Source organism: Streptomyces alboflavus (genome assembly GCF_000716675.1).
GTDB classification, from domain to species: Bacteria; Actinomycetota; Actinomycetes; order Streptomycetales; family Streptomycetaceae; genus Streptomyces; species Streptomyces alboflavus.
In genome coordinates this window covers 77852-91376 of sequence record NZ_JNXT01000031.1, presented here as the reverse complement: position 1 = coordinate 91376, position 13525 = coordinate 77852, and the positions used below count along the sequence as shown (strand labels likewise).

At 71.6% G+C, this 13525-nt stretch carries 14 protein-coding genes; 7 read left to right on the top strand and 7 right to left on the bottom strand.

Going from position 1 to position 13525, the window contains the following annotated elements; genetic code table 11:
- Positions 1-216: 216 nt before the first annotated feature.
- The 3 genes from OO63_RS23420 (at position 217) to OO63_RS23410 (ending at position 3203) form a co-directional block, all read left to right on the top strand.
- Positions 217-1197 carry an ArsR/SmtB family transcription factor gene (locus OO63_RS23420; RefSeq protein ID WP_030361256.1) on the top strand — a complete coding sequence of 327 codons (981 nt, stop codon included), beginning with the start codon at positions 217-219 and terminating at the stop codon, positions 1195-1197.
- A 111-nt stretch (positions 1198-1308) separates the two neighbouring features.
- Positions 1309-2337 carry a glycoside hydrolase family 6 protein gene (locus OO63_RS23415; RefSeq protein ID WP_030361255.1) on the top strand — a complete coding sequence of 343 codons (1029 nt, stop codon included), beginning with the start codon at positions 1309-1311 and terminating at the stop codon, positions 2335-2337.
- A 107-nt stretch (positions 2338-2444) separates the two neighbouring features.
- A complete protein-coding gene (locus OO63_RS23410) occupies positions 2445-3203 on the top strand; it encodes a 2-phosphosulfolactate phosphatase (RefSeq protein WP_030361254.1) in 759 nt (252 codons plus the stop codon).
- 52 nt (positions 3204-3255) lie between these two features.
- On the opposite strand, the gene glxA is transcribed toward OO63_RS23410, so the two are convergent.
- The 7 genes from glxA to OO63_RS23375 form a co-directional block, all read right to left on the bottom strand.
- On the bottom strand, positions 3256-5235 hold the full coding sequence (gene glxA / locus OO63_RS23405) for a radical copper oxidase GlxA (protein WP_030361253.1): 1980 nt from the start codon (positions 5233-5235) through the stop codon (positions 3256-3258).
- Between the two features lie 4 nt (positions 5236-5239).
- Positions 5240-7042 (bottom strand): glycosyltransferase family 2 protein, encoded by a 1803-nt coding sequence (locus tag OO63_RS23400; protein ID WP_030361252.1) that lies wholly within the window; start codon positions 7040-7042, stop codon positions 5240-5242.
- Positions 7043-7548: 506 nt separating this feature from the next.
- Positions 7549-8196, bottom strand: coding sequence for a TetR/AcrR family transcriptional regulator (locus tag OO63_RS23395; RefSeq protein WP_030361251.1), 648 nt, complete (start codon positions 8194-8196; stop codon positions 7549-7551).
- On the bottom strand, positions 8193-8873 hold the full coding sequence (locus OO63_RS23390; protein WP_030361250.1) for a DUF4166 domain-containing protein: 681 nt from the start codon (positions 8871-8873) through the stop codon (positions 8193-8195). The genes OO63_RS23395 and OO63_RS23390 overlap by 4 nt, the downstream gene beginning before the upstream one ends.
- Positions 8870-9640, bottom strand: a complete 771-nt coding sequence (locus OO63_RS23385) for a hypothetical protein (RefSeq protein ID WP_030361249.1) — start codon at positions 9638-9640, stop codon at positions 8870-8872. The genes OO63_RS23390 and OO63_RS23385 overlap by 4 nt, the downstream gene beginning before the upstream one ends.
- A gap of 199 nt (positions 9641-9839) precedes the next feature.
- Positions 9840-10133, bottom strand: coding sequence for an MTH1187 family thiamine-binding protein (locus OO63_RS23380; RefSeq protein ID WP_030361248.1), 294 nt, complete (start codon positions 10131-10133; stop codon positions 9840-9842).
- Complete coding sequence (locus OO63_RS23375; RefSeq protein ID WP_030361247.1) at positions 10130-10474, bottom strand: DUF3817 domain-containing protein; 345 nt, start codon at positions 10472-10474, stop codon at positions 10130-10132. Before OO63_RS23375 ends, OO63_RS23380 begins: the two co-directional genes overlap by 4 nt.
- A 155-nt stretch (positions 10475-10629) precedes the next feature.
- On the opposite strand from OO63_RS23375, the gene OO63_RS23370 reads away from it, so the two are divergent.
- The 4 genes from OO63_RS23370 to OO63_RS23355 all read left to right on the top strand — a co-directional run bounded on the left by OO63_RS23370 (position 10630) and on the right by OO63_RS23355 (position 13338).
- Positions 10630-11268: an AIM24 family protein gene (locus OO63_RS23370; RefSeq protein ID WP_030361246.1), complete on the top strand. Its 639-nt coding sequence runs from the start codon at positions 10630-10632 to the stop codon at positions 11266-11268.
- Position 11269: 1 nt separating this feature from the next.
- Positions 11270-11920 carry an AIM24 family protein gene (locus tag OO63_RS23365; RefSeq protein WP_030361245.1) on the top strand — a complete coding sequence of 217 codons (651 nt, stop codon included), beginning with the start codon at positions 11270-11272 and terminating at the stop codon, positions 11918-11920.
- Complete coding sequence (locus OO63_RS23360) at positions 11917-12744, top strand: AIM24 family protein (protein WP_030361244.1); 828 nt, start codon at positions 11917-11919, stop codon at positions 12742-12744. The genes OO63_RS23365 and OO63_RS23360 overlap by 4 nt, the downstream gene beginning before the upstream one ends.
- Before the next feature lie 117 nt (positions 12745-12861).
- On the top strand, positions 12862-13338 hold the full coding sequence (locus tag OO63_RS23355) for a MarR family winged helix-turn-helix transcriptional regulator (protein ID WP_030361243.1): 477 nt from the start codon (positions 12862-12864) through the stop codon (positions 13336-13338).
- The last annotated feature ends 187 nt before the right edge of the window (positions 13339-13525 follow it).

Here is a 13525-nt window from a genome sequence, read left to right as displayed (position 1 = left end):
CCCCCGTCCCCGCCCCGCCCCCTGCCCCAGCCGTCTCCCCCACACCTGCTCCCACGCCCGCCGCCTCGGCCCCGTCTCCGTCTCCGTCTCTCATGCGCTCACCCTGGCGGCACCCCGCACCGGTCCCTAAAGTTTCGGCTCCAGCCGAATCGACGGTGACGGTGACGGGCGACGGCGACGGCGACGTGGCCGATGACACGGGAGGGAGGACGGGCCGTGCCCTTCGAGCTGCGGTTCGGGGAGGACGATCTGCTGCGGTGCCGGTTCGCCGTGTCGCCCCTGTGGGAGACGCAGGAGGCGGTGCGGACGCTGAAGCGGCGCGAGCGGCACGCGTACCACCCGGGGTGGCTGCGGCGGATCAAGGAGGCGGGGGCGGGGCTCGACCTGGAGGCCGTGTGGCTGTTGATGCCGTCGCGCGGGCACAGCCCGGACTTCCTCGGGCCGCCGCCGCTCGGCCCGGCGACGGGGTTCGACGAGGAGATCGCGGCGGTGCGCGCGGCCGACCCGGAGGCCGCGCGGGACGACATGGCGAAGGCGCTCGCGGAGACTCCGGGGGCCGCGGCGAGCCCGCTCGGGCGGCATCTGCTCGACGACCCGGCGCGGGCGGTGCGCGAGCTTGCGGACGCCCTGGAGTGCGCCTGGCACGCGCTGGTCGAGCCGTACTGGCCCCGGCTCCGCGCCCTGCTCGAAGCCGACGTGGCGTACCACTCCCGGCGCCTCGCGGAGGTCGGCCTCGGCGCCCTGCTGCCCGAGCTGGACCGCCGCCTCGCCTGGGACTCCGGGACGCTGACGGCGCAGTGGCGCGGGCGGCACGTGCGGGACCTGGACGGGCGCGGCCTGGTCCTGATGCCGAGCGTGTTCAGCTGGCCGGACGTGATCAGCGGCTACGACCCGCCCTGGCAGCCGACGCTGGTGTACCCGGCCCGGGGCCTCGCCGGACTGTGGCGCGCCCCGGCCGACCACGCCCCGGACGCCCTCGCCCGCCTCCTCGGCCGCCATCGCGCCGCCGTCCTCGTCGCCCTCGCCGAGCCCGCGGGCACGTCGGCCCTCGCCCACCGCCTGGCCCTGGCCCCGTCGTCGGTGTCGGCGCACCTGACGGCGCTGCGGGACGCGGGCCTGCTCACCTCGCGCCGGTACGGGCACCAGGTCCTGTACGAGCGGACCCCGCTCGGGATCGCGCTCGCGGCGGGCGGCTGACTGCGGCGGCGCCGCGCGGTGTCGTACACGGGGACGATTGATCCCTTATGTCACGATTGCCGCACGACTCGCCTGCCCGTCACCGTCGACACCGTCGCTCAAGGGGTCTGGATGCACCGGCTGCTCCGTACGTTCACGGCACTCACGGCCGTCGCGGTCCTAGGGCTCGCGGCGGGGTGCTCCTCCGGGTCGGAACCGGACGGGGAGAAGAAGAAGGACGAGGGGACGCCCGCCGTCCGGCCCGAGGCGGCGCGCTCCGCGCAGCACCGCTTCTGGGTCGACCCGCAGAGCGAGGCGGCGCGGCAGGTCAGACAGTGGCAGCAGGAGGGCCGTACGCAGGACGCCGAGGCGCTGCGCCGGATCGCCGAGCAGCCGATGGCGGTGTGGCCCGCCGGGGACGACCCGGCGCCCGACATCGCGAAGGCCACCGCGGGCGCGGCGGACGAGGGCCGCACGGCGGTGCTCGTGGCGTACAACATCCCGCACCGCGACTGCGGCCAGCACTCGGCGGGCGGCGCCCAGGACGCGGCGTACTACCGCCAGTGGCTCGGCGCGTTCGCCGACGCCATCGGCAACAGCAAGGCCCTCGTGGTCCTGGAGCCGGACGCCATCCCGCACATCGTGGACGGCTGCACGCCCGCCCAGTACCACGAGGAGCGCTACGAGCTCCTGTCGGAGGCGATCGAGCGCCTCAAGCGGCAGCCGAACGTCAAGGTCTACCTGGACGCGGGCAACCCCGGCTGGATCAACGACGCGCGCAAGCTCACCCTGCCGCTGAAGCGGGCGGGCATCGAGAGGGCCGACGGGTTCTCGCTGAACGTCTCCAACTTCCAGAGCGACAGCACGACCAGCGCCTACGGCCGCACCCTCGCCGCCACGGTCGGCGGCAAGCACTTCGTGATGGACACCAGCCGCAACGGCAAGGGCCCGCTCGCCGGGGACCGCCAGGACGCCTGGTGCAACCCGCCCGGACGCGGCCTCGGCACCCCGCCCACCGACCGCACCGGCGACCCGCTCCTCGACGCCTACCTGTGGATCAAGCGGCCCGGCGACTCCGACGGGCCCTGCCGCGGCGGCCCCGCCGCAGGACAGTGGTGGCCGGACTACGCGCTCGGGCTCGTGCGCAACGCGAAGGCGTAGCCGATCTGATGATCGAGTGGACGGACTGTGGAGGTCAACTCGCGGACCGGGAAAGGCCTTTGGCCACGCTGGCCAAAGGCACCGGCCACCTGGCAGCCTGAGGGCGCATGGGGCGTGAAGACTTCTCGCAGGCGGGCTACGGCGTACGGTTCGAGTGGGGCACGGCCGGAGCGAAACGCCTCGCGCCCGCCGTCGCCAGTCTGGTGATCGTCGACGTCCTGTCGTTCACCACGTCGGTGTCGGTCGCCGTCGAGTCCGGGTCCCGGGTCTTCCCGTATCCGTGGCGCGACGAGAGCGCGACGGCGTTCGCCCGCCAGATGGACGCCCGGCTCGCGGTGGGCCGCAGGGCCGTCACCGAGGCCAGCCCCTGGTCCCTGTCCCCGGCCGCCCTGCGACGCGCCCCGCTCGCCCCGCGCCTGGTCCTGCCCTCGCCCAACGGCTCGGCCATCGCCGCGTCGGCGGGCGGTGCGGACATCGCCGCCGGGTCGCTGCGCAACGCGACCGCCGTCGGCCAGTGGCTCGCGGACCGGGGCCACGGCACCCCCGAGCACCCCGTCGGCGTGATCGCCTCGGGCGAGCGCTGGCCGGACGGCACGCTGCGGCCCGCCCTGGAGGACCTGCTCGGCGCGGGGGCCGTGATCACCGCGCTGCGGGACCGCGGCGGCACGGCGCTGTCCCCGGAGGCCGCGTCGGCCGCTTCGGCGTTCGTCGCGGCGGTGGACGTGGGGGACGCGGTGGCGTCCTGCTCCTCGGGCCGGGAGCTGGCCGACGGCGGCTACGCGGAGGACGTGGCCATCGCGACGGAGCTGGACGCGTGCGCGGTGGTGCCGGTGCTCACGCACGGGGCGTTCGTCGCGGCCAAGTGAAGAGGCGGGGCGGGACACTCGGTCCCACCCCGCCCCCACGCCGCGGGGGCCGCTACTTCACGTGCACCCACTTCGCCTCCGACGACGCCCCGGCCGCGTCCGTCACGAACAGCATGTACCAGCCGGGCGGCACCAGCGCCGCGTCCTCACGGGGCACGTCCACCGTCACCGAGCCCGGCCCCTTGGTGAGCCCGAGCGCGATCGAGCGCTGCTCCACGTCCGTGGTGTGCGTGACGGCGCTCGGCCGCATGAGCCGGGCCGAGACCAGCTTCTCCGGGTGCGCGGTGCGGAAGGTCGCGCGGCCGTCGGCGGGCAGCACGCCGGGGCCCTCACCGAGCACGGGCCGGTTCTTGCCGGACTTGTGCAGGGCCGGCGGCGTGAAGATCTCCATGCGCTGCTCGAAGTGGCCGAGCTTGGTGTTCTGCTCGTCGTCGAAGAGCGGGTCGGAGCCGAAGGTGGCGACGCGCCCGTCGGGCAGGAGCAGGGCCTCGGAGTGGTAGTTGCGGCCGACCTTGGGGTCGGCGGCGGGGCGGAAGGCGCCCCGGCCCGCGTTGGCCTTCGGATCGTAGAACTGGGCCTTGAAGATGTTGCTCGCGCTGCGGCCGCGGTAGTCGGTCGAGCCGTTGGTGGTGAACACCGAGTCGTCCGGCATCAGGACGCTGTTCAGGTAGCGCGTGCCCTGGGGCAGTTCGGGCCCGGTCCGGAAGGTGGGGTTGTCCTCCTTCAGGTCGATGACGGCGGTGCGCTTGGTGGACTTCTCGGACTCGCCGACCCCGCCGCCGCCGAGGATCATCACCTTCTGGTCCTGGGCGGGCGGGAGCAGCACGGACGCCGACGTCTCGGTCTGGTCGAGGTCGGTGAGGCCTGGCACCTTCTCGAACTTGTTGGTCTTCAGGTCCCACAGGCCGGGCGCGCGGCCCTTCTTGGCGGGCCCGTAACCGGCGTTGGAGGCGGGGTAGAAGAGCTTGCCGCCCTTGGTGAGGAACAGCGCCGGGTAGGTGGGGAAGTAGCGCTTGGGCCCGTCGGTCCACTTCTTCGTCTTCGGGTCGTAGATCTCGTTGTCGCCGGGGTCGATGACGCCGACGTCGTCGAGCCCGGACACGGCGAGCACCCGGCCGTCCTCCAGGCCGACCAGGGTGGGGTACCAGCGGGCCTTGTCCATCGGCTCCACGGGGATGTACTTCTCCGCGACCGGGTCGAACTCGTAGGCGGCCTTGATGCCCTGGAAGTCCTGCTTGTCCATGGTGAGCTTCTCGGCGATGCCGTACGTGTTGTCGGCCTCCTTGCCGGTCAGCCCCTCGATCTCGTACTGCGCCGACTTCTCCGTGACCGAGGGGGCGCCCTCGCGGACGGCCTCCACGAAGACCCGGGCCTCGCTCGCGACGACCTTCGTCTTCCAGGGCTGCATCGCGCCCGACTTGGAGTACGTGATCTCGAAGTCCCGCTCGGCCTTGGGGACCGTCACGTCGAACCGGCTGACGTACTCGACGCCGGACGGCGAGCGGAACTTGGTGCCCTTCTTCAGGACGACGGGCTTGTCCGGGTTCTCGTTCTTGACCCGCATGCCGCCGCCGGCCCGCTCCACCTCGCCGTCGAGGAGTTCGTAGCGCGCGGTGCCGCCCGCGACCAGGAGACGGCCGTCGGGGAGCTGGGCGTGGCCCGAGCAGAAGAAGTCCTCGGGGGTCTCGATCTTCTTGAAGGTGTTCTTCTCCGGGTCCCACAGGACGGTGTCGAAGGACCCGGCGTCGAACTTCTCCTGCTCGTTCCCGGACCCGGCGACGATCAGGACCTTCCCGGTGTGCAGGAGGGCGGCGTGGATGGCGTTGGTGCGGAACTCCTCGGGAATGCCGACCTGCTGCCACGACCCGTACTTCTTCATGTAGCCGGGCCGGGAGATCTTGTACTCGTGGTACTTCTCCTCGGCGAAGGAGACCGCGGCGGGGGCGTTGAGGCCGATGAGCACGGCGCCCGCGCCCACGCCGAAGACGATCTTCTTGGTGCGCTTGGAGAACTCGGGGGGCCGAAAGGGCATGGCGTCAGTTACCTCCAGTCGTCGTGCCGGTGGCGAAGGCGGGCTCCGGCTCGCCGTCGGTGTCCGCGCCGCTGTCCTGCCGCCGCAGGGCCGCGGCGGCCTTGCGGGCCCGCTGCTCGCGGACCGCGGTGAAGGACCACACCGCGACCGGCGCCAGCGAGATGGCCAGGGCGAGCACCGCCCAGGTCCGCATCGCGACGTGCGTGTGGTCGAGCACGAACGACGCGACGAGCGAACTGGCGAGCACCACCGCCCAGAACAGATGGATGCGGAAGGTGAGCAGCCGGTCAGGGGTGGCCCCGCCGCCCTTGGGGGTGACGACGAAGCGGCACGGGCGGCGCAGCGCGGCGGCGCCGAGCGACTTGGCGTAGATGGGCGCGGACAGCGCGGACATCGCCATCCCGGCCAGGCCGCCGGAGCCCTCGGGTTCGTGCGGCGAGACGTTGTGGCGCCGGTTCCACAGGTAGAGCCCGATCTGCAGGGCGGCGGCGTCGCTGTAGAGCATCAGCCACACGGAGGCGGCGACCTGGGTGCCGGAGGCCCCGAACCACAGGAAAAGGACGCAGCTGAGGGCGCCGAGCAGCCAGTTGACGGCCGTCATCGGGTAGTAGACGAGCATCAGCGTGTACGAGAAGAGGCGCCCTGGAGGCATCGTGAACGGCGCCTTCCAGTACTGCTTGATCAGCGTCTCGTAGGTGCCGCGCGACCAGCGCATCTGCTGGGTGAAGAAGTCCGTCCAGGAGGCCGGGCCCTCGCCCACGGCGAGCACGTCCGGGGTGTACACCGAGCGCCAGTGCCGTCCGGTGACCGGGTTCTTGTGCCGGTGCAGCTCGAAACCGGTGGCCATGTCCTCGGTGATCGAGTCGTGGAGGCCGCCGACCTGGCGCAGGGCGGCGATGCGCACGACGTTGTTGGTGCCGACGAACATGGGTGCCCGGTAGCGGTTGCCGGCGCGCTGGATCAGGGCGTGGAAGAGGAACTGCTGGGACTCGGCGGCCTTGGTGACGGGTGAGACGTAGTTCCCGTACACCTGCGGGCCCACGACGAAGGCCACGTCCGGGTCGCGGAAGAAGCCCATCATCCGCTCCAGGAAGTTCGGCAGCGGTACGTGGTCGGTGTCCACGGAGGCGAAGAAGTCGTAGTCGCCGCCGTGCATGGCCAGCCAGGCGTTGTAGTTGCCGTGCTTGGTGCGGGTCTTGTGGGGGCCCTTCTTCCGGTTCCACTCCGCGACGCCGAGGCGGGTGAAGTGGCGTACGCCCAGCTCCTCGCAGAGCGCCTTCGCCTGGTCGTCGTCGCCCTCGTCGAGCAGCCAGACGTCCAGGGGGCCGGTGTGGTGTATCCGGACGGCGCCCTCCAGGGTGGCGCGCACCATCGCGAGCGGTTCCTTGCCCGGTACGTACGTCGTGAGGAACGCGACGCGGGTGCCCTCCTCGGGCACGACCGGGACGGGGTCGCGGGCGACCATCGTGGCGTGCGCGATCGACACCACGTTGACCAGCATGAACACCTCAATCAGGCCGATCGCGACGAGCATCGTCACGTCCAGGCCGACCAGCCAGCGGTCGCCGCCCTCACGTTCCGTCCAGTGGGTGGGCCAGACGAGGTACACCAGCAGGGCGCCGGTCAGGAGGGGGGCCAGCGTCATCAGGAGGAGGGCGCGTATTCGGTGGGGCTCGCGGGCGAGGAGCGGCCGGTACTGCACCCGGTAACCGGCGTGGCCGGTGCCGGTGCCGGCGCCGCCCTCCGGCTCGGTGAGCGGTCCGGCGAGCCGGCTGTGGGTGTCGTAGTCGTAGCCCTCCGGCCGCACAGCGCCCTCCAGGTGATCGAACAGGCCGATACCCTCACAAAAGTGGAGATTGGTCGGCGTGTCGAACCGGACGCGTCCGTGCGAGCGGTTTTGCCTGCGGCTCGCTTGAGGACGGGGGGCGCCCCGTGCCCCTGGGTGGCCGCCCTTTCCCGCCCGCTTCGCGGCGGATCTCTCCCACCCGCCCACCCGTTTCCACTCGACCGCAGGCCTCGGGCCGCCTGTGCCACCTGAGGCCGCCTGGCGTCCGCCCATCCGCTGTGGCCTGTAGCCCGCCCGCTCCGCGGCGGATCTCTCCCACCCGCCCACCCGTTTCCACCCGGCCGCGAGCCTCGGGCCGCCTGCGCCGCCTGAGGTTGTTCGGCGGCAGCGGGTCTCGGGGGAGCCTCGCTGCAGCTGCCGCCCCCTCTGTGGGCAGGCGTTCCGCAGGGCGGAACGGGTGGGCACAGCCCAGGGCGAGGGCCACTGTGATGTGTGGGGAAGGGCAGTCCGGCCCCCGGCCCGGGGCGTCAGGGGCGCGTCGCGCGGCGCAGGTGGTGGCGTACTGCTCGTTGGGCCACGGGGCCCAGCTCGTCCAGGGCTGTGATCAGTGCGCCCAGCTGGTCCAGGGCGTCCAGGGCCCGCAGCGCCCCGCCACGGTCGACGCCTTCGTACAGCTCGATGCCGACGAAGGACGCCGCGACGGCGCGTGCCAGGCCGGCGGGGTCGGTGAAGTCGCCGAGGGGCGACGAGCCGAGGACGCGTACGAGGACCTGCTCGACCTCGGTGACCCACAGGGAGAGGCCCGCGGCCGTCGCTGCGGCGAGACGCGGCTGCGTCTGTGCCCCGGCGAGCAGCTGGGCGAGCACGGCCACATGCCCCGCCTCCCGCTCCTCCTCGTGCATCTCCCGGCCGAAGGCGAGCAGTTCACCGAGGGAGGAGACCGCGGCGAGCCGCTCCCGATAGCGGCCGACCCGCTGCTCCGTCGCGTACCGGCACGCTTCGGAGAGCAGTTCGTCGACGGACCCGAAGTGGTAGAAGACGAGCGCCTGGTTCACCCCGGCGGCCGCCGCCACGCTCCGCGCCGACGTCTTGGCGATCCCCTGCTCGGTGAGCGTCCGCACGGCCCCTTCGAGGAGCTTCTCCCGCGTCCCGGGCCCCGCCTGCGGGCGGCTCACGCGCGCACCTCCTCACGCACGGGCCGCAGCCCGTCCCGCACCCCGCACTCCCGTACGTCCCGGTACGCCGCCGCGAACGACCCCTCGTACCCGAACAGCGGCCCGAAGTAGCGGTTCACGACCCGCACCCGGATCCGGAAGCGGCCGGACCGTTCGTCGTAGGACTCGCGCACCTCCGCGTCGCCGCCGATGACGTCGGGCACGGGCACGTCCACCGGGCCCTCCCGGAACCGGTGCGCCCCGGACCGGATGACGAGCGACCCGTCGGGCCGGGCGGAGAAGTGCAGGTCGCTCGCGAGGTGCTGATGGGTGCCCAGGTAGTCGAGCACCCGGTCGCCGCGGGGGCCGAGGACCATCTGGGCGTCGAAGCGCCGGGCCCTGCCGGGCAGTTGGAAGGTACGCACGAAGGTCACCGTCTCACGGCCGAAGGAGTCGGCGTACGGCACGTTCTCGATGGTGAAGGGGATGTTCCGGCCCGCGCGCGGGACGAGGATGTTGCGGGTCGCGCCGACCGCGAGGAACGGCTTCACGAAGCTGCCCCCGTGCCAGATCCGGTCCATCACGCCCTGCCCGAAGCACGCCTCGCCGCTGTCGAGCCCGACGGAGAAACGCCGCTGGAGCGCCGGGTGCAGGCGCTCGAAGTCGGCGCCCATCACGGTGCGGAAGATCGACGTCATGCGGGCTGCTCCTCGGAGTCGGCCGGGCGGTCGGCGGGTGCGGTGAGGCGGTCGAGCAGGCGTGGGGCGCGTACCGGCGCGGGGGGCGTGCGCAGGCAGCGGCGCGCCGCCGGAGTCGTCGGCAACGGCGGCACGACGCACATGAGGACCGCGGCGGCGAGCGCGGCCGTCAGCGCGAGCACCGTCCCGGCCGCCGGTCCGGCGAGGAGTCCGGCCGCCACGGCCACCAGTGCGCGGACGGCGACCTCGCAGAGGCCGTGCGCGAGCCCCCGCCGGGGGCTGATCCCGCGCTCAAGCCACAGCCGCAGCCGGTCGAAGGACCAGGCCGTCGCCCAGCTCATCAGCGGCCGCAGCGCGAAACGGTCGGCGAGCGCCCCCGCCCGTCCCCACCGCGGCCGGTAGTCGTAGCCGGTGAGGAAGCGGACTCCCTCGGCCGTCGGTACGTAGCGCCAGTAGCCGCTGCCCTCGGCGAGCAGCGACAGCGGGTGCGGCGAGGCGAAGCGGAGCGCCGATGTCCGGGTCCCGTCGGGGCGGCGCTTCTCGCCGGCGCTGACGCCGGTCCCGGCGATCGTGAGGAAGGGCAGGACCCGCGTCGCGTACCGGAAGCGCTGTGGTGCCCCCGGCTCGGCGGGCAGGTAGTCGATCTCCGTGAAGCGCAGGTCCCAGCGCTGGTGGGACGCGGGCTCCTGCGTCCTCTCCCACAGCGTGTCGAGGTCGGCGCGGATCAGCGCCTCGACGTACAGACTCGGCGGACTCCCGTAGCTCATCGCATACCCCCAGGCAGACCCCTGTTTGAGCGACTGCTCAAACCCTCAGGGCGGCAATCTACAGCGAGTTTGAGCAGTCGCTCAAGTACGGGTCCGGTGGCTCGGCAGGGGAAGCGCCACTCCGCGCGTGGGCATGCGAAAAGCCCCCGCCGGGTCTCCCCGGCGGGGGCTCAAGGGGCGGCCGGATCGGCCGCGGCGATCACGCGGACAGGTGGCGCTCCACCGTCTCGACCTTGGAGGTCATCCCGTCCGTCACGCCCGGGCGGATGTCGGCCTTGAGGACGACGGAGACGCGCGGCGCCCGTGCCTCGACGGCGGCGACGGCGCGCTTGACGACGTCCATCACCTCGTCCCACTCGCCCTCGATGGAGGTGAACATCGCGTCGGTCCGGTTGGGCAGACCGGACTCGCGGACGACGCGGACGGCGTCGGCGACGTACTCGCCCACGTCCTCGCCGACACCGAGCGGCGCCACGGAGAAGGCGACGATCACGCGTTCACGACCCCTTCGCGGCGGGCGCGCGAGGCCATGACCGCGGCCTCGGCCTCGCGCTTCAGCTTGCGGTCGGCGAAGAAGCCACCGGCGGGCAGCACGGAGAGGACGAAGTAGAGGATGCCCGTCTTGGCGTCCCACTTGGTGCGGTTCCAGGCGTCGAGCCAGAACAGGACGTACAGGATGAAGAGCAGGCCGTGGATCATGCCCATCGCCGGGACGGCGTTGAAGTCCGTGGTCCGCTTCAGCACCGAGCAGACGATGAGCAGCAGGAAGGACACGGCCTCGGGAATGGAGACCAGGCGGAGGCGGCGGAGTGCGGAGGCGGTCTTGATGTCCACGGGTCACCTTCGGGGCGCGGGGGCGGCGTCGATCTTGTGAACGGATGCACAAGCGCCCCCATTGTGGCATCAGGGACTCCTCGGGGAGTTTCCGGGGTCCGGTCAGGGTCGGCGACCCTGTCGCCGGGGACCGCGCTGCGGATACCTTCGCCTTCGTGGCTACGTTCCGATTGCAGGGCAGCAGAATGCTCGCCGTCGACATGACCGGCGACGCCGTCAAGGCAAAGAACGGCTCGATGGTCGCCTACGACGGCACGATGACCTTCAAGAAGCTGACGGGGGGCGGTGAGGGCATCCGCGGCATGGTCACGCGGCGCCTCACCAATGAGCAGATGACGGTGATGGAGGTGAAGGGGCACGGCACGTGCTGGTTCGCCGACCACGCGACGGAGATCAGCCTGGTCGGGCTCCAGGGCGAGAAGCTCTATGTGGAGTCGAGCAATCTCCTGTGCGCCGACGCGAGCCTGCGCACGGGCACGACGTTCACGGGCCTGCGCGGCGCGACGCAGGGCAACGGCGTCTTCACCACCACCGTCGAGGGCATGGGCCAGGTGGCCCTGATCTCGGACGGCCCGGCGGTGATCCTGCGCGTCACGAAGCAGTACCCCCTCCATGTGGACCCGGGGGCGTATGTGGCGCACCAGGGCGATCTCAAGCAGAGCTTCCAGTCGGGCGTGACCTTCCGCACGCTCATCGGAGAGGGCGGCGGCGAGGCCTTCCAGATCCGCTTCGAGGGCGAGGGCCTCGTCTATGTCCAGGCCAGTGAGCGCAACACGATCGCGGGAGACGTGTGACATGCCGTTCCGTGAGGTCAACGCGAAGATGGTCGAGGCGACCGTCCAGCCGGGCACCAAGATGTTCAGCCAGCGCGGCGCCATGCTCGCCTACAAGGGCGATGTCACCTTCACCCCCAACGTGGCCGGCGGGCAGGGCGGCCTGATGTCCATGATCGGGCGCAGGCTCGCCGACGAGTCGGTCCCGCTGATGACGGTCGAGGGCAGCGGCACGGTCATGTTCGGGCACGGCGGCCACCATGTGCACGTGATCAGCCTGACCGGCGACACGATGTACGTGGAGGCGGACCGCCTGCTCGCCTTCGACGGCACCCTCCAGCAGGGCACGATGTTCCTCGGCTCGCAGGGCGGCGTCCTCGGCATGGTGCGCGGCCAGGTCTCGGGCCAGGGCCTTTTCACCACGACCCTGAAGGGCCACGGCGCGGTGGCCGTGATGGCGCACGGCGGCGTGGTGGAGCTGCCGATCACCCCCCAGCGCCCGGTGCACGTCGACCCCCAGTCGTACGTGGCGCACCACGGCGACGTGCGCAACAAGCTGTCCACGGCGCTCAGCTGGCGCGACATGGTGGGCCGCGGCTCGGGCGAGGGCTTCCAGCTGGAGCTCAGCGGCAACGGCGTGGTGTACGTCCAGGCATCGGAGGAGAAGCTGTGAGCACACCCGTGATCTTCGACCCGATGACGCTGCCGAGCGACGACAACGTCAACGCGTACACCTTCTGCGTGGAGCTGTCGGGCAGCCAGTGGTTCCTGCAGAAGGGCAAGATGATCGCCTACTACGGGCGCATCGACTTCAACGGCATCGGACACGGCCGCCTGGACCGCCTCGTGCGGACGTCCTTCCACTCACCGCTGCACGCGAGCGACTGGGTGGTGGCCGAGGGCGAGGGCAAGATGCTGCTCGCCGACCGCGCCTTCGACGTGAACTCCTACGACCTTCAGGACGGCAACCTCACCATCCGCGCGGGCAACCTCCTCGCTTTTCAGCCAACTCTCGCGCTGAAGCAGTCCATCGTCCCCGGTTTCCTGACCCTCATCGGGACCGGCAAGTTCGTGGCGGTGTCGAGCGGTCCGGTGGTGTTCATGGAGCCGCCGATCCGGGTGGACCCGCAGGCGCTCGTCGGCTGGGCGGACTGCCCCTCGCCCTGCCATCACTACGACCACCAGTACATGACCGGTGTGATCGGCGGCCTGCGGGCGCTCACCGGGATCGGCGGCACCTCCGGGGAGGAGCACCAGTTCGAGTTCGTGGGCGCGGGCACGGTGCTGCTGCAGTCCTCGGAGGCGCTGATGCCGGAGACGGCGACGGGCGCGGTGCCGCACCAGGACGGGGTGCCGGGCGGCCAGGGCGGTCAGCGCGGCCAGGGCGCCCAGGGCTCATCGGGACAGCGGGGGCAACATGGCCAACGTGGACAGCAGCCGCAGGGACCGCGCCTTCCCGGACAACTAGGGGACCTCCAGCGTCGCTTCGGCCTGTGAGCGGTAGTCTGCGGAGTGTGACGGCGAACGCCTGTACCCCTCGAAATCCGAGGGGTGCGAGGCGTGTCACACCCCGACACTCGTTCACCATTCAACTTCTTAGGTAGAATCGATTCCATGGAGACCGAGACGGCCCCGCAGTGGCTGACCGACGAGGAACAGTGCGCCTGGCGCACCCACGTGGAGGTCAACAGGATGCTGACGTACCAGCTGGAGAAGGATCTCCAGCCGTTCAACCTCACCATGAACGACTACGACATCCTCGTACATCTCTCCGAGTCCGAAGACCACCGGATGCGTATGAGCGACCTCGCGGCCGCCACCCTGCAGTCCAAGAGCCGGCTCTCCCACCAGATCACCCGCATGGAGAACGCGGGCCTGGTCCGCCGGGAGAACTGCGAGTCCGACCGACGCGGCCTCTTCACCGTGCTCACCGACGAGGGCATGGACACCATGAAGCGCGTCGCACCCCACCATGTCGCCTCCGTGCGGCAGCACTTCGTCGACCTGATCTCGCCCGAGGCGCTCGGCGACCTCCACAAGGCGCTGACGCCGATCGCGGAGCACTTGCGCGGACTGCGCGGCAAGCCATGACGCTGTCGCTGTGACGTAGCGGGGTGGGGCGGGCGAACCCCGCCGCTTCACTGCTTCGCTGGAGGTGCAGTGTCCGACTGCGGGCCGTCAGTGGCTGGTCGCGCAGTTCCCCGCGCCCCTTCGGGGCGCTCACGTACCGCGAGGCTCGGCGATCGGTAGGCGCAGGGTGGGCGAACCCCGCCGCTTC

Coding starts and splice junctions, on each gene's coding strand:
- OO63_RS23365 (WP_030361245.1), top strand. CDS start 11,270: ATGCCGTTCCGTGAGGTCAACGCGAAGATGGTCGAGGCGACCGTCCAG.
- OO63_RS23385 (WP_030361249.1), bottom strand. CDS start 9,640: ATGAGCTACGGGAGTCCGCCGAGTCTGTACGTCGAGGCGCTGATCCGC.
- OO63_RS23355 (WP_030361243.1), top strand. CDS start 12,862: ATGGAGACCGAGACGGCCCCGCAGTGGCTGACCGACGAGGAACAGTGC.
- glxA (WP_030361253.1), bottom strand. CDS start 5,235: ATGCCCTTTCGGCCCCCCGAGTTCTCCAAGCGCACCAAGAAGATCGTC.
- OO63_RS23410 (WP_030361254.1), top strand. CDS start 2,445: ATGGGGCGTGAAGACTTCTCGCAGGCGGGCTACGGCGTACGGTTCGAG.
- OO63_RS23415 (WP_030361255.1), top strand. CDS start 1,309: ATGCACCGGCTGCTCCGTACGTTCACGGCACTCACGGCCGTCGCGGTC.
- OO63_RS23390 (WP_030361250.1), bottom strand. CDS start 8,873: ATGACGTCGATCTTCCGCACCGTGATGGGCGCCGACTTCGAGCGCCTG.